Origin of the sequence: Pseudomonas sp. NKUCC02_KPG (assembly GCF_019345465.1) — a bacterium.
Classification (GTDB): domain Bacteria; phylum Pseudomonadota; class Gammaproteobacteria; order Pseudomonadales; family Pseudomonadaceae; genus Aquipseudomonas.
Genome location: NZ_JAHKRC010000011.1, coordinates 159,279 through 181,246, shown reverse-complemented (window position 1 = coordinate 181,246; position 21,968 = coordinate 159,279). Strand labels below are relative to the sequence as shown.

17 protein-coding genes and 2 tRNA genes are annotated in these 21,968 nt (G+C 56.7%); 4 read left to right on the top strand and 15 right to left on the bottom strand.

The genetic code is table 11. From position 1 onward, the window contains the following. The first annotated feature begins 45 nt into the window (after positions 1-45). From KO536_RS16295 to KO536_RS16280, 4 genes are all read left to right on the top strand, one after another. On the top strand, positions 46-927 hold the full coding sequence (locus tag KO536_RS16295; RefSeq protein WP_219262444.1) for an oxygenase MpaB family protein: 882 nt from the start codon (positions 46-48) through the stop codon (positions 925-927). Positions 928-1,094: 167 nt separating this feature from the next. Further along, entirely contained in the window at positions 1,095-2,276 is a 1,182-nt protein-coding gene (locus KO536_RS16290) for an acetyl-CoA C-acetyltransferase (protein ID WP_219262443.1), read from the top strand. Positions 2,277-2,438: 162 nt separating this feature from the next. Then, the gene (locus tag KO536_RS16285; protein ID WP_133078297.1) at positions 2,439-3,452 is read left to right on the top strand and encodes a class I SAM-dependent rRNA methyltransferase; all 1,014 of its coding nucleotides are present in this window, start codon (positions 2,439-2,441) and stop codon (positions 3,450-3,452) included. A gap of 87 nt (positions 3,453-3,539) precedes the next feature. Continuing rightward, on the top strand, positions 3,540-6,452 hold the full coding sequence (locus KO536_RS16280; RefSeq protein WP_219262442.1) for a DUF748 domain-containing protein: 2,913 nt from the start codon (positions 3,540-3,542) through the stop codon (positions 6,450-6,452). Positions 6,453-6,729: 277 nt separating this feature from the next. Here KO536_RS16280 and KO536_RS16275 read toward each other — a convergent pair whose 3' ends face one another. From KO536_RS16275 to ftsH, 15 genes are all read right to left on the bottom strand, one after another. After that, a complete protein-coding gene (locus KO536_RS16275) occupies positions 6,730-7,083 on the bottom strand; it encodes a BON domain-containing protein (RefSeq protein WP_219262441.1) in 354 nt (117 codons plus the stop codon). A gap of 289 nt (positions 7,084-7,372) precedes the next feature. Next, a complete protein-coding gene (gene pnp, locus KO536_RS16270) occupies positions 7,373-9,478 on the bottom strand; it encodes a polyribonucleotide nucleotidyltransferase (RefSeq protein ID WP_133078299.1) in 2,106 nt (701 codons plus the stop codon). Between the two features lie 224 nt (positions 9,479-9,702). After that, the gene (rpsO, locus tag KO536_RS16265; protein WP_019825926.1) at positions 9,703-9,972 is read right to left on the bottom strand and encodes a 30S ribosomal protein S15; all 270 of its coding nucleotides are present in this window, start codon (positions 9,970-9,972) and stop codon (positions 9,703-9,705) included. 162 nt (positions 9,973-10,134) lie between these two features. Next, positions 10,135-11,052, bottom strand: coding sequence for a tRNA pseudouridine(55) synthase TruB (truB, locus tag KO536_RS16260; RefSeq protein ID WP_133078300.1), 918 nt, complete (start codon positions 11,050-11,052; stop codon positions 10,135-10,137). Between the two features lie 3 nt (positions 11,053-11,055). Next, complete coding sequence (gene rbfA / locus KO536_RS16255; protein WP_019825923.1) at positions 11,056-11,457, bottom strand: 30S ribosome-binding factor RbfA; 402 nt, start codon at positions 11,455-11,457, stop codon at positions 11,056-11,058. Positions 11,458-11,615: 158 nt separating this feature from the next. After that, complete coding sequence (gene infB / locus KO536_RS16250; RefSeq protein WP_133078301.1) at positions 11,616-14,117, bottom strand: translation initiation factor IF-2; 2,502 nt, start codon at positions 14,115-14,117, stop codon at positions 11,616-11,618. A gap of 27 nt (positions 14,118-14,144) precedes the next feature. Beyond that, complete coding sequence (gene nusA / locus KO536_RS16245; RefSeq protein WP_019825920.1) at positions 14,145-15,626, bottom strand: transcription termination factor NusA; 1,482 nt, start codon at positions 15,624-15,626, stop codon at positions 14,145-14,147. 47 nt (positions 15,627-15,673) lie between these two features. Continuing rightward, positions 15,674-16,132: a ribosome maturation factor RimP gene (gene rimP, locus KO536_RS16240; protein ID WP_019825918.1), complete on the bottom strand. Its 459-nt coding sequence runs from the start codon at positions 16,130-16,132 to the stop codon at positions 15,674-15,676. Positions 16,133-16,273: 141 nt separating this feature from the next. Continuing rightward, positions 16,274-16,350, bottom strand: a tRNA-Met gene (locus KO536_RS16235). Between the two features lie 96 nt (positions 16,351-16,446). Next, positions 16,447-16,532, bottom strand: a tRNA-Leu gene (locus KO536_RS16230). 28 nt (positions 16,533-16,560) lie between these two features. Beyond that, positions 16,561-16,944: a preprotein translocase subunit SecG gene (gene secG / locus KO536_RS16225; protein ID WP_219262440.1), complete on the bottom strand. Its 384-nt coding sequence runs from the start codon at positions 16,942-16,944 to the stop codon at positions 16,561-16,563. A gap of 2 nt (positions 16,945-16,946) precedes the next feature. Then, on the bottom strand, positions 16,947-17,702 hold the full coding sequence (gene tpiA, locus KO536_RS16220) for a triose-phosphate isomerase (RefSeq protein ID WP_133078302.1): 756 nt from the start codon (positions 17,700-17,702) through the stop codon (positions 16,947-16,949). A gap of 66 nt (positions 17,703-17,768) precedes the next feature. Further along, positions 17,769-19,106, bottom strand: a complete 1,338-nt coding sequence (gene glmM, locus KO536_RS16215) for a phosphoglucosamine mutase (RefSeq protein ID WP_219262439.1) — start codon at positions 19,104-19,106, stop codon at positions 17,769-17,771. A 16-nt stretch (positions 19,107-19,122) separates the two neighbouring features. Continuing rightward, positions 19,123-19,974, bottom strand: coding sequence for a dihydropteroate synthase (folP, locus tag KO536_RS16210; protein ID WP_219262438.1), 852 nt, complete (start codon positions 19,972-19,974; stop codon positions 19,123-19,125). 8 nt (positions 19,975-19,982) lie between these two features. Further along, the gene (gene ftsH / locus KO536_RS16205) at positions 19,983-21,890 is read right to left on the bottom strand and encodes an ATP-dependent zinc metalloprotease FtsH (protein ID WP_133078305.1); all 1,908 of its coding nucleotides are present in this window, start codon (positions 21,888-21,890) and stop codon (positions 19,983-19,985) included. Between the last annotated feature and the right edge of the window lie 78 nt (positions 21,891-21,968).

The window sequence follows — 21,968 nt, the reverse complement described above, 5'->3', positions numbered from 1 at the left end:
CCAGCCAGTCTTCACCGACTGGCTGGCACCATCGAGAAAGGCATCATGGAACTTATCCGCCGCCCCATCGAACGCCAGATCATGAGCCTGACCGGGCTCTCCCTCGGCCAGCTCGACCTCGAAAACCCCAAGGGCGATCCCGGCCTGTTTGGCCCGGACTCCATCAGTTGGCAGGTACATGGTGATTTCACCAGCATGCTGATTGGCGGCATCAGCGCCTTGATGCTGCAAGCCTTGCACCCACTGGCCCTGGCCGGGGTGTGGGACCACTCCAATTTTCGTCAGGACATGCTGGGTCGGTTACGCCGCACCGGGCAGTTCATTTCTGGAACCACTTTCGGTGCCACCGGTGATGCCAACTGGCTGATCGACAAGGTGCGTACCATCCACCTGCAAGTCACCGGCACCGGCCTCGATGGTCGCCCCTATGCCGCCAGCGACCCCGAATTGTTGACCTGGGTGCATGTGGCAGAGGTCAGCAATTTCCTCGCCGCTCACTTGCGCTATCGCAACCCCCATTTATCCGGTGCAGATCAGGATCGTTACTACGACGAAATAGCCATGATCGCTGAACGCCTGGGCGCTACAAACGTTCCGCGCTCACGCCAGCAAGTGACCGACTACCTCGAGGCAATCCGTCCACAATTGCTGTGTGATGAGCGTAGCCACGAGGTGATTCGCTTGCTGCTCAATGCTCCCTCCCCCAGCCTGCTGGCCAAACCCTTTGGCGCGCTGATGATGAAGGCCGGGATTGATTTGCTGCCTGACTGGGCCAGCGATCAACTGGGACTGCACCAGCGTCCTCTGATTCGCAAGCTGGTGCGGGCCGAAGTGAACAGTACGGCGCCGATCCTTCGCTGGGCCGTGCGCAATGGCTCCGTGCAACGAGCACGGCGGCGCATGGGGTTGAGCAACAAAAGCCTGTAGTCGCTGCCGAGGAACGCAGGCTGCGATACAACTGCAACGACCAATCTGACGGACTGTACCGATGCAATCGCAGCCTGCGGCAGCGACTACACCCATGGGTGAATTTCATGCCACCATGCCCGCCTGACTCCGAGCACAACACTCCAAGAATAAAGAGGACTCTAGCAATGCAAGATGTCGTAATCGTTGCCGCTACCCGCACTGCCGTTGGCAGTTTTCAAGGCTCCCTGGCCCATGTACCCGCCGTGGAACTGGGCGCTGCGGTCATCCGCCAGTTACTGGTGCAAACCGGGCTGGATGGCACTCAGGTCGACGAAGTTATCATGGGCCAGGTACTGACCGCCGGGGCCGGGCAAAACCCTGCTCGCCAGGCTGCAATCAAGGCCGGGCTACCCTTCGCGGTTCCTGCCTTGACCCTCAACAAAGTCTGCGGCTCGGGCCTCAAGGCCCTGCACCTGGCCGCCCAGGCGATTCGTTGCGGCGATGCAGAGGTGATCATTGCCGGCGGACAGGAAAACATGAGCCTGTCCAACTACATCATGCCCGGTGCCCGCACCGGCCTGCGCATGGGCCACGGCCAGATCGTCGACACCATGATCAGCGATGGCCTGTGGGATGCGTTCAACGACTACCACATGGGTATCACTGCAGAGAACCTTGTGGATAAGTACGACATCAGCCGTGAAGCGCAAGACGCCTTTGCCGCCGCCTCGCAACAAAAAGCCACGGCAGCTATTGAAGCCGGGCGCTTTGTCGATGAGATCACCCCCATCCTGATCCCGCAGCGCAAAGGCGATCCGATCGCTTTCGCCACCGACGAACAGCCTCGCGCAGGCACCACTGCCGAGTCGTTGGCCAAGCTTCGTCCAGCCTTCAAGAAGGACGGCTCCGTGACCGCGGGTAATGCATCCTCACTCAATGACGGCGCAGCCGCAGTGATGCTGATGAGTGCCACCAAGGCCAAAGCCCTTGGCTTGCCGGTGCTGGCCAGGATTGCCGCCTACGCCAACGCTGGCGTAGACCCGGCCATCATGGGTATCGGTCCTGTGAGCGCCACTCAGCGCTGCCTGAGCAAGGCAGGCTGGAGCCTTGAGCAACTGGACCTGATCGAAGCCAACGAAGCGTTCGCGGCACAAGCGCTGGCAGTGGGCAAAGAGTTGAACTGGGACGCGAGCAAGGTCAACGTCAACGGAGGGGCTATTGCCATTGGCCACCCGATTGGAGCGTCGGGCTGCCGTATCCTCGTCACCCTGCTCCACGAAATGATCAAGCGCGACGGGAAAAAAGGCCTGGCAACCCTGTGCATTGGCGGTGGCCAGGGCGTGGCACTGGCGATCGAGCGGGAGTAACCGCACACCCTGTGGGAGCGGGCTTGCTCGCGATGCAGACTACTCGGTCTGTCGGTCAAGCCGCGCGGATACGATCGTGAGCAAGCCCGCTTCCACACTGAAGTTTCGTACACCCTATTCTGCTAAACTGCCGCGCCTTATCTATCCCCCAAGGCGCATGGCATGTCTTCCTTGAATCAGGCGCTGCGCGCCGCCCTCGATAACCGTCACGACCTGTTGGCCGAGCTGCATGCTCAGGGCACTGACTGCTATCGCCTGTTCCACGGCAGCCAGGAAGGCGCTGGCGGACTGACCATCGACCGCTACGGCCCGCAACTGCTGGTGCAAAGCTTTCATCAGCGTCTTGAGCGCGATGATTTGCTGCAACTGCATGACGCGATCAATCGTCACTTGGGCCTCGACCTGTTGCTGGTTTACAACGACCGCTCCCAGGGCAATTCACGCATTGATCGCGAAGATACCGTGTACCGCGCTGAAGATGCCGCACTCGAAGACACCGTCGGCCACGAATGGGGGCTGAAGTACCGCGTGCGCGGGCGCCATGCCGGGCAAGACCCTCTGTTGTTTCTCGATCTGCGCAACGCTCGCGGCTGGGTCAAACAACACAGTGCCGGCAAAAGCGTACTCAACCTCTTCTCCTACACTTGCGGCGTGGGCCTGAGTGCGGCTGCGGGTGGCGCCCGTGAAGTCTGCAATCTCGATTTCGCCGAGGGTAACCTCGCGGTGGGCCGGGAAAACGGCCTGCTGAACCCTCAATTGCCCAAGATGAAGTTCGTGCAGTCCGACTATTTTGCAGCCATCCGCCAACTGGCCGGCTTGCCGATTATTCAACGCCGCCACAAGCTGCCCGCCTACCCGCGACTGGATCAACGTGAATATGATCTGGTGTTGCTTGACCCCCCTGCATGGGCCAAAAGCGCATTCGGCACAGTCGATCTGCTGCGCGATTACCAAAGCCTGCTCAAGCCTGCGGTGTTGACTACCGCCCCGGACGGCGTGCTGATTTGTTGCAACAACCTGGCGAAGGTCAGCATGGACGACTGGCGCGAACAGGTTTTGCGCTGTGCCGAGAAGGCAGGCCGCCCGGTTCGCGACTGGCAAGTATTGACCCCGGCCAGTGACTTCCCGTCCCAGGATCAGCAGCCACCGTTGAAAACCTTGATCCTTCAGTTTTAAAACATCCTCTGAGTACAGCGTTCGTCTCGGAACCAGAAACGCGTGCCATACTCAAAGGCACTCCGACTGCTATAGACGACGCCCTACATGCTCAAAGGATTGATCCGCGCCATCGGCGCCGTGCTGATTGCTATCGCGCTGTACAGCGTGCTTGGCTTCCTGATTCTGCCGGGCATTGGCCTGCGCATCATCAACCAGCAGCTTGCCAACTACGCCACGGTGCCCGCCAAACTCGACCGGCTGGAATTCAACCCTTTCAGCCTGGAGCTGACACTGTGGGGGTTCAGGACCGGCGAACCAGGCAAGGAACAGATCGGTTTTGAACGGCTGTACGTCAATCTTCAGCTCGACAGCCTGTGGACAAAAGCGTTGCACCTGGCTGAAGTCCAACTGGAAAAGCCCAAGACCGAGGTGCTGTTCAACAAGGATGGCTCACTCAATCTGACCCAACTGTTCAAGTTGCCGGCCAGCGAACCTGCCCCGAGCGAACCCGACAGCAAACCGTTCCCTGTGCGCCTCGACAGCATCAAGCTGGCTGACGGCTACCTGCACTTCACCGATATGCGTCCCAGCGAACCCATTGATTTTTTGTACGACTCAATGGACCTGGAGCTGAAAAACCTCAGCACCCTGCCCGATGACAACGCCGACATGACCCTGGTAGCTGTCGGCCCGGCGGGCGGGCGTATTGACTGGAGCGGCACGTTAAGCCTGGTGCCGATAGCCTCCACCGGCAAACTGAAAGTTACCGATGGCCAGATGAAGGTCTGGTGGCCTTATGTACGCGATGCCCTGCCACTGGTACTGGAAGATGGCGTGCTGAATTTCAGCACCGATTACAGCCTGAACCTGTCCAAAGAAACCGAGATGGTGCTGACCAATGCCTCGGCCAGCATCGCTCCGTTCAAGATCAACGCTCCAGACGGGCGCCCCCTGGTACGACTGGAGCGCCTGGATGTCAGTGACACCCGCGTGGATCTGGCCAAGCAGCAAGTCGTCGTCGGCAAGATCAACAGCCGCAACCTCGAAACCTGGGCCACCCGCGAGAAGGATGGCCAGCTTGATTGGCAAAAACTGTTTACCACTCCAGCCACAAAGGCACCGTCCAAAAAAGAACAAGTCGTCACGGTTGAAGCACCAAAATCAGCACCCGTAGCACCGGGCAAGCCCTGGGAAGTGCTGCTTAAGAATGTTGAATTACGCGACTATCGCGTACACCTCGCCGATAAAGAGCCCAAAACCCCGGTAGCGCTGGATATCGGTCCGCTTAACTTGAATCTGCAGAACTTCGACAGCCTGAACCGCTCGCCCTTCACCCTCAAACTGGATACCGGTGTGGGCAAGCAAGGCAAGCTTGACGCCAGTGGCGACGTCAACCTGAGCCCGGTGAGTGCCAGGCTCAAGGTTACAACCAAGGACATCGACCTGCGTATCGCCCAGGCCTACATCGACCCGTTCATACGACTTGAACTGCGCAGCGGCATGCTCGGCAGCGACCTGGCGGTTAATCTCAAAAGCACCGAGCCACTGGCCTTTACCGTAGAGGGCCGTGCACAGGTCGATCAACTGCACACGCTGGACACACTCAAAGACCGCGACTTCCTCAAGTGGCAAAAACTGGTGCTGGAGGACGTGAAATACCAGCACGGCGATAGCTTGTCGGTGACCAGGGTCAACTTCGAGAAGCCGTACGTGCGCTTCATGATCAACGACGACCGCACCACCAATATCGATGACCTGCTGATCCCCCAACCGGCAGGCAGCACCGCCAAGAGCACCGCCAGCAAGGACAAGCCGCTGGGCATTCACATAGGCGCGATTGCGATCAACGACGGCTCGGCCAACTTCGCCGACTTCAGCCTGACACCCAACTTCCAGACAGCCGTTCAACAGCTCAACGGACAGATCGGCACCATCGATAGCCGCAATGCCAAGCCCGCCCCGGTGAATATAGCGGGTAAGGTCGACCGTTATGCCCCGGTGACCATCAAGGGCAGCGTCAACCCGTTTGACCCGATGGCAAGCCTGGATATCGCCACCAGCTTCAAGCGTGTCGAATTGACGACATTGACGCCCTACTCCGGCAAATTTGCCGGCTACCGTATCCGCAAGGGTCGGCTGAACCTTGATCTGCACTACATGATCACCAAGGGTCAGCTCAAGGCCGAGAACAAACTGGTGGTCGAGCAATTGCAGCTCGGGGAGAAAGTCGACAGCCCCGATGCGGTTGATCTGCCGATCAAACTAGCAATTGCTTTGCTCAAAGACACGGACGGCAAGATCTCCATCGAACTGCCGATCAGCGGCGACCTTAACAACCCGCAATTCAGTGTGATGCCCATTATCTGGCAGACCGTGCGCAATCTGGTGCTGCGTGCCGCCCAAGCCCCCTTCAAGTTCATTGGCGGCCTGATCAATGGTGGTGGTGCCGAAGACCTGGGCACGGTTTCATTCGCGCCAGGATCAAGCGAGCTGAGCCCGGAGGCGCAAAAAGCGCTGACCACCCTGGCCCAGGCGTTGAAAGAACGCCCAGCCTTGCGCCTGGAGATCGAAGGGACTGCAGCACAGAGCAGTGATGGCCCTTTCATTGCGAAAGAACGTCTTGAGCGCGAGTTCCAGTACAACTACTACAAGATCCTCCAGCGCCGTGGTGACAAAGTCCCGGCCAAGGCGGGTTTGCTGACCGTGCCGGATGATGAGAAAGGACCGTTGCTCGAAGGCATCTACCGCACCCGTCTCAAACAGCAGCCGCCTGCAGAATGGAAAGACCTGAGCCGTGACGAGCGCGCTGCCAAAATGACCGATGCATTGATCGACTTCTGGAGCAAAAGCGAAGTGCTGTTGCGTCAACTCGGCCAGGACCGCGCAAGCAGCATCAAGGACTTCCTGGTGGACAAAGGCCAGTTGGCTGATGAGCGCGTGTACTTTATCGATGCCACGCTGGGTGAAGCAGAGAGTGATGGCCGGGTGATTTCGCCTCTGCATCTGGATAGCGAGTAAGCGTGCCGGCAAAACCTGTAGTCGCTGACGAGGCACGAGGCTGCGATTAAGGGCACCACCACAAGGTCGGGGCTGCTACGCACCCCATCGCAGCCTCGTGCCTCGTCAGCGACTACATATTCAGCAGAAATAGAACAGCCCCCGACGCAAGCGCCGAGGGCTGTAATGGCCACATCCATATGGCCGTCGCATGAACCTTGTTTCAAAGCCTGCGGGCGTACTGCTCAAATTACCCGCTGCGGCTTTGTTTCCCCCGGTTCTACGAAATGAGGGGTGTTTATTCGGCTTTCAGGCCATCAGCCGAGACAGCTTTAACGCCTTTGATCTTTTTGGTGATGGCAACAGCGATGTCTTTTTGAGCTTCGGTCACTGGGACCATCGAAGAAAGGGAAACAACACCTTTGTTTGTCTCAACTTTGATATCGGTGCCCGGAATGCCTTTTTCAGTCACCAGGTCAGCTTTCACTTTGGTGGTGATCCAGGTGTCAGAAGTGGCTTCCTTGGCTTTAGTTACTTCGCCAGCAGCGACGACCATCGGTGCCTGTGTAGTCGCTTGAGCAGCAAATGCAGCGTTGGCCATGGTCAGGGTCAGAGCGGTGGCAGTTGCAGCAGCGATAGCGAACTTCTTCATACGAGTAACTCCTGTCTTCTTTAAAATCTGCGCCGTCTTATGGCAGCAGGGTTATCTCTACTATTGCAGGGCCTGTGCCAACTTTTTAAGATAAATTAATCCTTATAAATCAATGACTTACGATTTATCTCCACAATGGCGATCGTGCAGAATGCATGACGTCCTGCAAATTTGCATGCAAGTTGCGGGTTTCCACTCATGGCCTATCGCCCATTGGCGCTGACTTTTCGTCGCCCATAAAAAAAGGATCCCGAAGGATCCTTTTTTGTAACGCGGGTATCGGGGGCTATTACGCTTCCGATGCCTTGGCAGCAGCTACGTCCTTGATGGACAGCTTGATACGGCCGCGGTTATCCACGTCCAGTACCAGCACTTCAACTTCCTGACCTTCTTTAAGAATGTCAGTCACTTTCTCAACGCGAGCGTCGCTCAACATGGAGATGTGAACCAGACCGTCCTTGCCAGGCAGGATGTTTACGAATGCGCCGAAGTCGACGATACGCTCAACCTTGCCCACGTAGATCTTGCCGATCTCGGCTTCAGCGGTGATGCCCAGAACGCGCTGACGCGCTGCTTCTGCAGCTTCTTTGGTTTCGCCGAAGATCTTGATCGAACCGTCGTCTTCGATATCGATCGAAGCTTTGGTTTCTTCACAGATTGCACGGATGGTCGCGCCGCCTTTACCGATGACATCACGGATTTTGTCGGTGTCGATCTTCATCGCAATCATGGTCGGAGCGTTGGCCGACAGTTCGTTGCGCGATACGGCAATGATCTGGTTCATCTGACCCAAGATGTTCAGGCGAGCGTCCAGGGCTTGGCCCAGTGCGATCTCCATGATTTCTTCGGTGATGCCCTTGATCTTGATGTCCATCTGCAGCGCGGTAACACCTTTGGCGGTACCGGCTACTTTGAAGTCCATGTCGCCCAAGTGATCTTCGTCACCCAGGATGTCGGTCAGGACAGCGAATTTCTCGCCTTCTTTAACCAGACCCATGGCGATACCGGCAACCGGTGCCTTCATCGGAACACCAGCGTCCATCAGTGCCAGGGAAGCACCACACACCGATGCCATCGAGCTGGAACCGTTGGATTCGGTGATTTCCGATACAACACGGATGGTGTACGGGAACACGTCGGCAGCAGGCAGCATGGCCTGAACCGAACGGCGGGCCAGACGGCCGTGACCGATTTCGCGACGACCGGCGCCACCCATACGACCACACTCACCTACCGAGAACGGAGGGAAGTTGTAGTGCAGCATGAACGGGTCTTTTTTCTCGCCTTCCAGGGTGTCCAGCAGTTGTGCGTCACGGGCAGTACCCAGCGTTGCAACAACCAGAGCCTGAGTTTCGCCACGGGTGAACAGAGCAGAACCGTGGGTCTTCGGCAGAACACCTACTTCGATGTTCAGAGGACGAACAGTCTTGGTGTCACGGCCATCGATACGCGGCTTGCCGTTTACGATGTTTTCGCGAACGGTGCGGTATTCGATTTCGCCGAAAGCAGCTTTGACTTCGCTGGCAGAAGGCTGGCCTTCTTCACCGGACAGCTTGGCTACAACCTGATCCTTCAACTCGCCCAGACGTGCGTAACGGTCTGCCTTGACGGTGATGGTGTAAGCCTGGGAGATCGCTTCGCCGAACTCGGCACGGATAGCGCCCAGCAGTGCGGTAGCTTCCGGGGCAGCAGCCCAGTCCCACGTTGGTTTTGCAGCTTCGGCAGCCAGCTCTTTGACAGCCTGGATCACTACCTGGAATTCGTCGTGGGCAAACAGTACTGCGCCCAGCATCTGGTCTTCGGTCAGCTCTTTGGCTTCCGATTCAACCATCAATACGGCTTCCGAAGTACCGGCAACGACCATGTCCAGGCTCGAAGCAGCCAGTTGCTCGTAAGTCGGGTTCAGCAGGTAGCCGGTGCTTTCGTGGTAAGCAACGCGGGCAGCGCCGATCGGACCATCAAAAGGAATACCGGAGATAGCCAGGGCTGCCGAAGTACCGATCATCGCAGCGACGTCCGGATCGGTTTTCTTGCTGGTGGACAGAACGGTGCAGACAACCTGCACTTCGTTCATGAAACCTTCTGGGAACAGCGGACGGATCGGACGGTCGATCAGACGCGACGTCAGGGTTTCTTTCTCGGAAGGGCGACCTTCACGTTTGAAGAAACCGCCTGGGATTTTACCCGCGGCGTAGGTTTTTTCTTGGTAGTGAACAGACAGAGGGAAGAAGCCCTTGCCTGGATCAGCTTGCTTGGAGCCGACAACAGTCACCAACACGCTGACGTCGTCGTCAACGGTGACCAATACTGCGCCGGAGGCCTGACGGGCGATACGGCCAGTCTCTAGAGTAACGGTCGACTGACCGAACTGAAATTTTTTGATAACCGGGTTCACGGTGTCCTACCTTCTTTGTGGCTCTTGGGGAACGGGTTTCTTGCGAAAGTCATGCGCAACATCGGGTATTGACCCGACTCAAGATGCTTACGAAAACAGCCCGCGCGGCAAGCTTTCGTAAGAATCCGGCTAGTCCAGATAAAACTTGAGGCTGGAAGCCTGCCGTACGCCTGCGGAAAATCCGCAAACGCACGACAGACAACCAGCCTCTAGCAACATCGCTATTAGCGACGCAGACCCAGGCGAGCGATCAGCGTTTTGTAACGCTCAACGTTTTTGCCTTTGAGGTAGTCCAGCAGCTTACGACGCTGGTTTACCATGCGGATCAGACCACGACGGGAGTGGTGATCCTTGATGTTTGCCTTGAAGTGACCTTGCAGCGTGTTGATGTTAAAGGTCAGCAGTGCAACCTGCACTTCTGGAGAACCTGTATCACCTGGAGCTTGCTGGTAGTCAGCTACGATTTCTGCTTTGTGTTCAACTGTAAGTGCCATTTGGCTTTCCTTTCAATTAGGGCCTGCTTGCGAACAAGACAGATCCAATAGGCCGAGGACAAATCCTCGTATTTAAAAGTGAGATGTGACCGTGCCTAATAACAGCCACCCTCATTCCAGTCTGCCCCAAGAGTATTACATCCCGATGCAGCCTGGTTTCGGTCATTCCGACCGAATCAGTCGACGCGGCGCGATGCGCCCGTCTTCGCTCACTTCACCGATACCGATAAAGCGACCGTTGTGATCTTGTACTCGTACCATACCGAACTTCGGGGCATCAGGAGCACGAACCGGTTGGCCATTGAGCCAATAGAACGCACTGTGTTCCGAGAAGTGCAGTAATGGCCAGTCCAGCAAGCCACTGTCCGATGGCATAAGGAAGCGATCAACCGCTTCGTTGCCGCCTTCGGCATGCACAGCTTCCAACTCTTCCAGCGTCACCGTTTGGGCCAGGCTGAAAGGTCCTGCGTGTGTACGACGCAGCTCTGCAACGTATGCACCGCAACCCAATTGCTCACCGATATCTTCCACGAGGGTACGGATATAGGTGCCTTTGGTGCAGTCGACGGCCAAGCGCGCAGTGTCACCTTCGCTGGCCAGCAATTCGAGGCGGGTAATAGTAACAGAACGTGGTTCACGCTCCACCACTTCGCCTGCACGGGCCAACTTGTAAAGCGGCTGTCCGTCGCGCTTGAGTGCAGAGTACATCGGCGGTATCTGACTGATTTTCCCACGAAAACTAGGCAAAACAGCTTCGATATCGGCGCGACCAACGGTCACTGGACGTGTCAGCAAAACATCGCCTTCAGCATCTGCAGTCGTGGTGGTCTTGCCCAATTGCATCAGGGTTTCATAACCCTTGTCGGAATCGAGCAGGTATTGCGAAAACTTGGTGGCTTCGCCAAAGCACAACGGCAAGACACCGCTGGCCAATGGATCTAGGCTACCGGTGTGCCCTGCCTTCTCGGCATTGAGCAGCCAGCGAACTTTCTGCAGGGCCGCGTTGGAAGTGAATCCAAGCGGCTTGTCGAGCAGGATGATGCCGCTGACGTTACGACGGATACGCTTGACCTGAGCCACCGGTTACTCCTTGGTGTCTTCGGGAGCAGTGGCTTCAGGGTGCTGATTGTCTTCAGCCACTGCACGCTCGATCAAAGCGGACAGGTGAGCGCCACGCACGACACTTTCATCGTAGTGGAAGTGCAGCTGAGGAACGCTGCGCAGTTTCATTTCACGCGCCAGTTGCATGCGCAGGAAACCCGCTGCCGAGTTCAGCACCTTGATGCTTTGAGCGATCTCTTCAGCGCTGTCCTCGCCCATCACGGTGATGAAGATCTTCGCGTGACCGACGTCACGGCTGACTTCAACAGCAGTAATGGTGACCAGACCCACGCGCGGGTCTTTGACTTCACGACGGATCAGCTGTGCCAGCTCGCGCTGCATCTGATCGCCAATACGTTGGGTACGGCTATATTCTTTTGCCATGTATTGTTACCTGTTACTCACCCATGGGAAACCCATGCGGTCTGAAAGCGGCAAACGCCCGGCACGACAGAAGCCGGACCGGGCGTTGCGTTTAGAGTCCAGGCCGAGCACTGCGCATTTGCATGCGCGGGCTCGTCCTCGCTCTTGAGGCTCGCGAGTTAGAGGCTGCGAGCAACCTGGACCTTCTCGAACACTTCGATCTTGTCACCGACTTTAACGTCGTTGTAGCTCTTGACGCCGATACCGCATTCCATGCCGGCACGCACTTCGGACATGTCATCTTTAAAGCGGCGCAGGGATTCCAGCTCGCCTTCGTAGATAACGATGTCTTCACGCAGTACGCGGATTGGACGGTTACGGTGAACAACACCTTCAAGCACCATGCAACCTGCAACCGCGCCAAACTTAGGCGAACGGAACACGTCACGGACTTCAGCGATACCCAGGATGTTCTCCCGAACGTCGCTGCCAAGCATGCCGGTAAGGGCTTTCTTGACGTCTTCGATGATGTCGTAGATGACGTTGTAGTAACGCATGTCCAGACCTTCCTGCTCGACAATCTTGCGAGCGCCGGCATCGGCACGCACGTTGAAGCCAAACAGAACAGCGTTGGAGGCCAGTGCCAGGTTAGCGTCGCTCTCGGTGATACCACCAACACCGCCGCCAACTACGCGCACTTGCACTTCGTCGTTACCCAGGCCGCTCAACGCGCCCTGCAGAGCTTCCAACGAACCACGGACGTCAGATTTGAGGACGATGTTAAGCGTCTTCTTCTCTTCCTGGCCCATGTTCTCGAAGATGTTTTCCAGCTTGCCTGCGTGAGCACGCGCCAGTTTCACTTCGCGGAACTTGCCTTGACGGAACAGGGCAACTTCACGCGCCTTCTTCTCGTCAGTCATTACGCTCATCTCGTCGCCAGCATCTGGCGTTCCGTCCAGGCCGAGGATCTCGACAGGGATGGATGGACCGGCTTCCTTGATAGGCTTGCCGTTCTCATCGAGCATGGCACGGATGCGACCGTAGTTGGAGCCGACCAGAACCATGTCGCCTTGGCGCAGGGTACCGTCTTGAACCAGAACAGTTGCAACAGGGCCACGGCCTTTGTCCAGGCGGGACTCAACAACTACACCACGGCCAGGAGCCGATGGAGTGGCCTTGAGTTCCAGAACTTCAGCTTGCAGCAATACGGCTTCGAGCAATTCGTCAACGCCGGTACCCATTTTCGCCGAGACCGAAACAAACGGAGTGTCACCACCCCACTCTTCCGAGGTCACGCCGTGAACGGACAATTCGCTGCGGATGCGATCGAGATCAGCACCTGGCTTGTCGATCTTGTTCACTGCAACAACCAGAGGCACGCCAGCGGCTTTCGCATGCTGAACAGCTTCGATGGTTTGCGGCATTACGCCGTCGTCTGCAGCAACAACCAGAATCACGATGTCAGTCGCCTTGGCACCACGTGCACGCATTGCGGTAAACGCAGCGTGACCCGGGGTATCGAGGAAAGTGACCATGCCGCGTTCGGTTTCAACGTGGTACGCACCGATGTGCTGAGTAATACCACCGGCTTCGCCAGCAGCTACCTTGGCACGACGGATATAGTCGAGCAGGGAAGTTTTACCGTGGTCAACGTGGCCCATTACGGTCACAACCGGAGCACGGGAGAACGACTCGCCTTCGAATTTCAGGGACTCGGCCAGGGAATCTTCCAGGGCGTTGTCGCTTACCAGAGTCACTTTGTGGCCCAGTTCTTCAGCTACCAGTTGAGCAGTTTCCTGATCAAGTACCTGGTTGATGGTCGCTGGAGTACCCAGCTTGAACATGAACTTGATGACTTCGGCAGCCTTGACCGACATCTGTGCAGCCAAATCGCCGACAGTGATGGTCTCGCCAATCTGCACGTCACGAACTACAGGGCCTGTTGGGCTCTGGAAACCGTGAGCGTTACGCTTCTTCAGCTTGCCCTTGCCACGACCACCGCGACGGAAGCTGTCGCTTTCTTCGTCGGAAGTGCGTGGAGCAACACGTGGAGTCGGTGCTTTTTCTTTGACCGAGGCACGATGCGGAGCGTTTTTACGATCGCCGTCACCACTACCGCGACGATTGTTATCGTCTGCACGTGGTTTGTCCGGGCGACGCTGTTCGTCACGCTTGCGTGCATCAGCAGCCGGAGCAGGCGCTGCTGCCGGTGCGGTTTGCACAGGTGCAGGTGCCGCTACGGCTGGAGCTGGCGCAGGAGTAGATGCAGGCTGACGGCGCGCTTCTTCTTCGGCGCGACGCTTGGACTCTTCTTCAGCCTTCTGACGTGCGGCACTTTCTACTGCACGACGTTCATCCATCTCACGTTTGCGCTCGGCTTCGATTTCTTCCGGGCTTTGCTGTACGAAGACTTTCTTCTTGCGTACTTCAACGCTAATGCTTTTGCTGCCAGCAACACGCAGGGTACTGGTGGTTTTACGCTGCAAAGTGATCTTGCGCGGTTCTTCCACTTTAGCCTTGTGGCTGCTTTTCAGGTGAGTCAGCAGAGCTTGCTTCTCACTGTCGGTCACATTCTGCTCGGCGGCGTTGTGCGGCAGACCTGCCTCACGCATCTGCTGCAACAGGCGCTCAACCGGTGTTTTGACCTCATCGGCCAGTTGTTTCACCGTGACTTGCGTCATGCATTTCTCTCCTCAGGCCGCGCCTAATTACTCGAACCAATGGGCTCGGGCGGCCATGATCAACTTGCCGGCACGATCATCGTCAATGCCGTCGATGTCGAGCAGGTCGTCAATAGACTGCTCGGCCAGGTCTTCGCGGGTAATTACGCCGCGCACCGCCAGTTCCATCGCCAAATCCTTGTCCATACCCTCAAGTGAGAGCAGGTCTTCGGCCGGATGGGCGTCTGCCAGCTTTTCCTCAGTAGCGATGGCTTTAGTCAACAGTCGATCCTTGGCCCGAGCGCGAAGCTCGTTGACGGTATCTTCGTCAAAGCCATCGATGTTGAGCATTTCCTCCACCGGTACGTAGGCAATCTCTTCCAGGCTAGTAAAGCCTTCATCAACCAGTACCTGCGCCAGGTCTTCATCGACTTCCAGCTCTTCGATGAAGTTGCGCAGGATATCGCCGGTTTCTGCTTGCTGCTTAGCCTGGATGTCCGATTCGGTCATCACGTTCAAGGTCCAGCCGGTCAACTGGCTGGCCAAACGTACGTTCTGACCGCCGCGACCAATCGCCTGGGCCAGATTGTCTGCGCCAACGGCGATGTCCATTGCATGGGCATCTTCGTCGACGATAATTGCCGCCACTTCTGCTGGCGACATTGCGTTGATCACGAACTGCGCCGGGTTGTCATCCCAAAGGACGATATCCACTCGCTCTCCGCCCAATTCGCCGGACACTGCCTGGACACGCGAACCGCGCATACCAATGCAGGCACCTTGCGGATCAATGCGTTTGTCTTTGGAGCGAACGGCTATTTTAGCGCGCGATCCAGGATCGCGGGAGGCCGCCATCACTTCGATCAGGCCTTCGGAGATCTCTGGCACTTCAATGCGGAACAGCTCGATCAGCATCTCTGGCGCGGTACGCGACAGGATCAGCTGAGGGCCGCGGTTCTCTGTGCGGATTTCCTTGAGCAGCGCGCGAAGGCGTACGCCAACACGGAAAGTTTCACGGGAAATGATGTCTTCACGGGCCAGCAACGCTTCAGCGTTATTGCCCAGATCAACGATCACGTTGTCACGTGTCACTTTTTTAACGGTACCCGAAATGATCTCGCCCAGACGCTCGCGATAAGCATCGACTACTTGAGCACGCTCGGCTTCGCGGACTTTTTGCACGATGACCTGTTTGGCCGTTTGTGCAGCAATCCGACCGAATTCGATAGAATCGATTTTCTCTTCGATAATATCGCCGGCTACAGCGCCTGGCTGTTTCGCCTGGGCCTGGTCAACCGCCAACTCGTATGCTGGATCATCCAGATCTTCGTCTTCGACCACAGTCCAGCGACGGAAAGTCTCGTAGTTACCGGTGTGGCGATTGATTTCCACACGCAGTTCGACTTCGTCCTCAAAACGCTTTTTGGTCGCGGTGGCCAGAGCCAGCTCCAGCGCTTCAAAAATAACGTTTGCCGGTACGCCCTTTTCATTGGACACCGACTCAACAACCAGCAGTACTTCTTTGCTCATCGTACGCCTCGCCTTTCGCAAGCCATTGGATCCGCGGGATCCGCGTCTCAGTCAAAACTGGGAATAATGTTGGCCTTGTCGATCATATCGATCGGCAACAGGAATTCATGGTCTTCAACTTGCACCACAATGTCCTGCTCTTCTACGCCGCGCAGAAGGCCCTGAAAGTTACGTCGCCCTTCGAAAGGCGAGCGCAGCTTGATCCTCACTTGCTCACCGGCAAATTTCGCAAACTGCTCAATGGTGAACAGTGGGCGTTCCATGCCAGGAGAAGAAACTTCAAGGGTGTATTCAACAGCGATAGGATCTTCGACATCCAAAACGCCGCTGATCTGACGACTCACGATTGCGCAGTCATCCACCAGTACGCCGCCTTCCTTGTCGATATACACACGCAACATTGAATGGCGGCCTTGAGCCGAAAATTCAATACCCCAGCATTCATAGCCAAGGGCCACGATCACCGGGGCCAACAAGTCCTGCAACTGTTCTAGCTTGCTCGACACCTGAACCCCCTAGTGCATGTTTGTGCATGCTGTGCAAAATGAAAAAATGGGCGAAGCGCCCATCTCTGAAACGTCGTTGAATACCGACGCTATAAAGTGTCCAGTTAACAAAAAGCCCCTAATAAGGGGCTCCGCTAAAACTGGTTGCGGGAGCCGGATTTGAACCGACGACCTTCGGGTTATGAGCCCGACGAGCTACCAGACTGCTCCATCCCGCGACAAAGCTGGAGCGGAAGTATACGGTTGATCCTTTTCAGGGTCAATCTAACCTTCCACATACAAGAAAGCCCGCTACTGCGGGCATTCTTGATAATTGGTACCGAGAAGGGGACTCGAACCCCTACACCCTATGGGCACAACCACCTCAAGGTTGCGTGTCTACCAATTCCACCACCTCGGCAATACTACGTTACATCATGAAACCCGTTTTACTTTTGCTCTTGAGCTGGAGGTACGTCAGTCGCAGAAGTTGCCGACTTTTGCTCTTGAAGCACCGGAACATCATCTGAAGCCGGCTTTTGCACTGGAACTTCCAACACCGCTGGATTTGGCAAACCTACTTGAGTCAGCTGTTCAGCTTTCTCTTTAGCAAAGTAACCTAACCCTAAGCTGGTTATGAAAAAACCTGCGGCAAGTATAGCAGTAAACTTACTAAGAAAGGTAGAGGAACCTTGGCTTCCGAACACAGTATTTGATGCACCTGCGCCAAAAGATGCTCCAGCATCCGCTCCCTTACCCTGTTGCAGCAAAACCAGGGCAATTACACCCAATGCTGTCAGCAGATGAAACACAGTTACGACGTTATCCAGCATTTTCAGTTTCCTGCGGCACGAATGATCGCACCGAACTCATCTGCATTCAGGGAAGCCCCGCCAATGAGTCCCCCATCGATATCCGGCATGCTGAACAGTTCGACCGCATTGGCCGCCTTCACGCTGCCGCCGTATAGAAGCCGCACACCTTGTGCCACTTCAGAATTCTTTTGCGCCAGCTGTGCGCGAATGGCCGCATGCACATCTTGCGCCTGCTGCGGTGATGCGGTCAGTCCGGTGCCAATGGCCCAAACTGGCTCGTATGCAATCACAGCATTTACAAATGCATCAATACCAAACTCGTCAATCACGACATTCAGCTGACGCGCTACCACTTCAAGCGTTTGCCCCGCTTCGCGCTGCTCCAGGGTTTCCCCTATGCACAACACAGGCGTCAAACCAGAGGCTTGAGCCGCCGCAAACTTGCGATTGAGCGTCTCGTCCTGCTCACCCAAAATCAGGCGGCGCTCCGAGTGACCCACAAGCACCAGCTTGCAACCTGCGTCCACTAACTGGCTCGATGAAATCTCGCCAGTCAGTGCGCCCTGCCCCGACTCCACCGCAGCATCCTGTGCACCAACCGAAATCGGTGCGCCTTGCAAGCCATTGATCACTCGATCAATAAACAGCTGAGGCGGGAATACTGCAACATCAACATCGTTTGGCAAGACCAGACCACGCAGACCGTCGATCAGCTCAGCGACGCTGGCGCGGGTACCGTGCATCTTCCAGTTACCAGCTACCATAGTGCGACGCATGCTTTACCTCGTCGGTCAAAGTGGGCGCAGATGTTACCCAACCAAATCCGCGCTGGCAAGCCGAATTCAGGCACAAACTTCACTTACCAGCTTTGCCAGCTCGTCGGCGTAGCCGCGAACCATGTTTTCGTCATCGCCTTCGACCATTACACGCACCAAAGGCTCTGTTCCCGACTTGCGCAGCAGCACGCGACCACGACCCTTCATGGCCTCAGTCACACGCGCGCACGCTTCCTTGACCGCCGGGTGCTCAACAGGATTCACGCCGCCAGCAAAACGCACGTTCACCAGAATCTGCGGGCACTTGCGCAAAGCCTGACGCGACTGGGCAAGACTTTCATCGCGACGACGCAATGACAGCAACACCTGAAGCGCTGCGATGATCGCGTCACCCGTCGTGGTGTGCTGGAAGCAGACGATGTGCCCGGAGTTCTCGCCACCCACCAGCCAATCGCGCTCTTGCAGGCCAGCGATGACGTAACGGTCACCCACATTGGCGCGCACAAACGGGATACCCAGGTCAGCCAGCGCCAGTTCAAGCCCAAGGTTGCTCATCAGCGTGCCGACGACGCCACCTTGCAACTTGCCACGCTCGTGCAAATCACGGGCGATGATGAACAGCAATTCATCGCCATCAACTACGGCACCCGTATGATCGACCATGAGAACCCGATCACCATCGCCATCAAAAGCGATGCCCAGGTCCGCACCTTCAGCCACAACGGCAGCCTGCAACGGCCCCATATGGGTCGAACCGCAGTTTTCGTTGATGTTCAGTCCATCAGGCTGGGCCGACAGCACGACGACCTGGGCTCCCAGCTCTTTGAAAACACTAGGCGCAACCTTGTAGGTGGCACCGTGGGCGCAATCGAGAACAATCTTGAGGCCGCTGAAGTTGGTACTGCTTGGCACACTGCTTTTGCAGAACTCGATATAGCGACCCGGAGCATCATTGATACGCGACACTTTCCCCAGCTTGTCAGACTCGACAACCGTCATGGGTGCGTCCAACAACTCTTCAATCATCAATTCAACATCATCAGGGAGCTTGGTGCCGTCCCCGGAAAAGAACTTGATGCCGTTATCATCATGAGGATTGTGCGAAGCGCTGATCACGATGCCTGCTTCGGCATGGAAGGTGCGCGTCAGGTAGGCAATAGCCGGCGTGGGCATAGGGCCCAGCAGCATCACATCAGCCCCGGCAGCTGACAGGCCTGCCTCCAGCGCGGATTCGAACATATAACCCGATATGCGAGTGTCCTTGCCTACCAGGATCCGGCAAGCACCCTTGCTACGAAACGCCATGCCCGCCGCCCAACCCAACTTGAGCATAAAGTCAGGGGTAATCGGGTAAACGCCGACCCGACCACGAATACCGTCGGTGCCAAAATACTTCTTTGTCATAAGCGCTCCATCATTCTTAGTCGGCGGAATCTACCGCTGCGATCATCCGTACCACATCAACTGTTTCGGCAACGTCATGGACACGCAGAATGCGCGCGCCCTTGGTCATCGCCAATGCCGCAAGAGCCAGGCTGCCATAGAGCCTCTCTGCAACCGGCCGGTTCAGTGTTTGCCCGACCATACTTTTACGTGACACGCCCACCAGCAAAGGTCGACCCAGCGCATGCAGGGCCTCCATATGCTTGAACAGGCTCAAATTGTGCTGCAAGGTTTTGGCAAAACCAAAACCCGGGTCCAGCACGATGCGCTCAGGCCCGATACCTGCCGCCGCACAGCGCGCCATGCTGTCAGCCAGAAACGCCGACACCTCGCCCACCAGATCTTCGTAGTGCGGATTGTCCTGCATGTCGCCGGGCTCACCGAGCATATGCATCAGACACACCGGCAAACCGGTGGCCGCAGCGGCCTGCAAGGCACCCTCACGACGCAGCGAGCGCACATCATTGATGAGCCCCGCCCCGAGACGCGCAACCTCAGTCATGACGATTGGCGCGGAGGTATCGACCGAAATAATGACATCCAGTTCCCGGCTTATACGCTCGACAACAGGAGCAACCCGATCGAGCTCTTCCTGAGACGAAACGGCAGGCGCTCCGGGGCGAGTTGACTCACCGCCAACATCAATCAGAGTTGCACCCGCCTCAACCATCGCCTGCGCATGGCGCAGAGCCGCATCCACAGCAGCAAAGCGGCCGCCGTCGGAAAAGGAATCAGGGGTGACATTGAGAATGCCCATAACATGCGTATGGGCCAAATCAAGAACCCGGTTGCCGCAAGGCAACCGGGTTGAGGACTGAACAGAAGTCATTTCAAGCCTTATTGATCAGCAGCAGGGCCGCCGATAGGTGTTTCCGGGCGCTCGGTTTTATCCAGCGTCGGAGCAGTCGGGGTACCCGAACTACCGTCTTCCCAGTCACGCGGCTCGCGTGGCGGACGACCCGCCATGATGTCGTCGATCTGATCGGCATCGATCGTTTCGTACTTCATCAACGCGTCAGCCATAGCATCGAGCTTGTCACGGTTTTCGGTCAGGATCTGCTTGGCCGTGTTGTAGCACTGATCAATGATGCTGCGTACTTCGGAGTCGATCAGCTTGGCTGTTTCGCCCGACACGCTTGCAGACTGACCACCGCCACGACCCAGGTAAGACTCTTCGTCCTCGGCATACATCAGAGGGCCAAGCTTCTCGGACAAGCCCCACTTGGTCACCATGTTCCGCGCAATCTGGCTGGCACGCATGATGTCGTTGGAAGCGCCGGTGGTAACACCGTCGAAACCCAGGGTCATCTCTTCAGCGATACGGCCACCATAAAGCGAGCAGATCTGGCTGATCAGCGCACGCTTGGACAGGCTGTAACGATCTTCTTCCGGCAGGAACATGGTTACGCCCAAGGCGCGACCACGAGGGATGATCGAAACCTTGTAGACCGGATCATGCTCAGGCACTACGCGACCGACGATAGCGTGACCCGCCTCGTGATAAGCCGTGTTGCGCTTTTCTTTGTCCGACATGACCATCGATTTGCGCTCGGCGCCCATCATGATCTTGTCTTTAGCCAGCTCAAACTCTTTCATTTCAACAACACGCTTACCGGTGCGCGCTGCGAACAGGGAAGCTTCGTTCACCAGGTTTGCCAGATCGGCACCCGAGAAGCCCGGAGTACCACGTGCAATCACGCCCGGCTGGACATCATCGCCCATCGGCACTTTACGCATGTGCACCTTGAGGATCTGCTCGCGACCACGAATGTCCGGCAAGCCAACCACAACCTGACGGTCAAAACGACCTGGACGCAACAGCGCAGGATCGAGCACATCAGGACGGTTGGTGGCAGCAATCACAATGATGCCGTCATTCATCTCAAAGCCGTCCATCTCAACCAGCAACTGGTTAAGCGTCTGCTCGCGCTCATCATGACCGCCGCCCATGCCGTTACCACGGTGACGGCCGACCGCATCGATTTCATCGATAAAGATGATGCAGGGTGCGTGTTTCTTGGCTTGTTCAAACATGTCACGAACACGGCTTGCGCCGACGCCCACGAACATTTCAACAAAGTCGGAACCGGAAATCGTGAAGAACGGCACCTTGGCTTCGCCCGCGATTGCCTTGGCAATCAGGGTTTTACCGGTACCCGGTGGGCCAACCATCAGCACACCACGAGGAATACGACCACCCAGGCGCTGGAACTTGCCCGGATCTCGCAGGAATTCGACCAGTTCGCCGACTTCTTCCTTCGCCTCATCACAACCCGCTACGTCAGCCAGAGTCGTTTTGACCTGGTCTTCCGACAGCAGCCGCGCCTTGCTCTTGCCAAAGCTCATCGGGCCGCCTTTGCCGCCGGCACCGCCCTGCATCTGGCGCATCATGAACATGAAGACAGCGATGATCACCAGAATCGGGAAGCTTGCAACCAGCAGCTGAGTCCAGATGCTTTGTTGCTCCGGCAGTTTGCCCTCAACGGTCACATGGTTATCCACCAGGTCACCGATCAAACCGTTGTCCTGAATAGCCGGACGGATGGTTTTGAAGGAGTCGCCATCACTGCGTTTGCCGGTAATCACGTAGCCATCCACGGCAACGCGCTCGACCTTGCCATCCTTAACTTGCTGGATGAAGTCGGAATAGTTGAGGGTTTGTGGCTCGTTTGGACTGGAGAAGTTGTTCATCACTGTCACCAGGACAGCGGCGATGATCAACCACAGGATCAGATTCTTTGCCATATCGTTCAATTAGCTACCCTCTGAAGCAAGCCCCGCTACTGAAGCGTGCTTCGCATGATATTCACCGGCATAACTTAC

Bases quoted from the DNA above. Each gene is read 5' to 3' on its own strand.
- KO536_RS16295 (WP_219262444.1), top strand. From the start codon at position 46: ATGGAACTTATCCGCCGCCCCATCGAACGCCAGATCATGAGCCTGACC.
- KO536_RS16290 (WP_219262443.1), top strand. From the start codon at position 1,095: ATGCAAGATGTCGTAATCGTTGCCGCTACCCGCACTGCCGTTGGCAGT.
- KO536_RS16285 (WP_133078297.1), top strand. From the start codon at position 2,439: ATGTCTTCCTTGAATCAGGCGCTGCGCGCCGCCCTCGATAACCGTCAC.
- KO536_RS16280 (WP_219262442.1), top strand. From the start codon at position 3,540: ATGCTCAAAGGATTGATCCGCGCCATCGGCGCCGTGCTGATTGCTATC.
- KO536_RS16275 (WP_219262441.1), bottom strand. From the start codon at position 7,083: ATGAAGAAGTTCGCTATCGCTGCTGCAACTGCCACCGCTCTGACCCTG.
- rpsO (WP_019825926.1), bottom strand. From the start codon at position 9,972: ATGGCACTTACAGTTGAACACAAAGCAGAAATCGTAGCTGACTACCAG.
- rbfA (WP_019825923.1), bottom strand. From the start codon at position 11,457: ATGGCAAAAGAATATAGCCGTACCCAACGTATTGGCGATCAGATGCAG.
- infB (WP_133078301.1), bottom strand. From the start codon at position 14,117: ATGACGCAAGTCACGGTGAAACAACTGGCCGATGAGGTCAAAACACCG.
- nusA (WP_019825920.1), bottom strand. From the start codon at position 15,626: ATGAGCAAAGAAGTACTGCTGGTTGTTGAGTCGGTGTCCAATGAAAAG.
- secG (WP_219262440.1), bottom strand. From the start codon at position 16,944: ATGCTGGATAACGTCGTAACTGTGTTTCATCTGCTGACAGCATTGGGT.
- tpiA (WP_133078302.1), bottom strand. From the start codon at position 17,702: ATGCGTCGCACTATGGTAGCTGGTAACTGGAAGATGCACGGTACCCGC.
- glmM (WP_219262439.1), bottom strand. From the start codon at position 19,106: ATGACAAAGAAGTATTTTGGCACCGACGGTATTCGTGGTCGGGTCGGC.
- folP (WP_219262438.1), bottom strand. From the start codon at position 19,974: ATGACTTCTGTTCAGTCCTCAACCCGGTTGCCTTGCGGCAACCGGGTT.
- ftsH (WP_133078305.1), bottom strand. From the start codon at position 21,890: ATGGCAAAGAATCTGATCCTGTGGTTGATCATCGCCGCTGTCCTGGTG.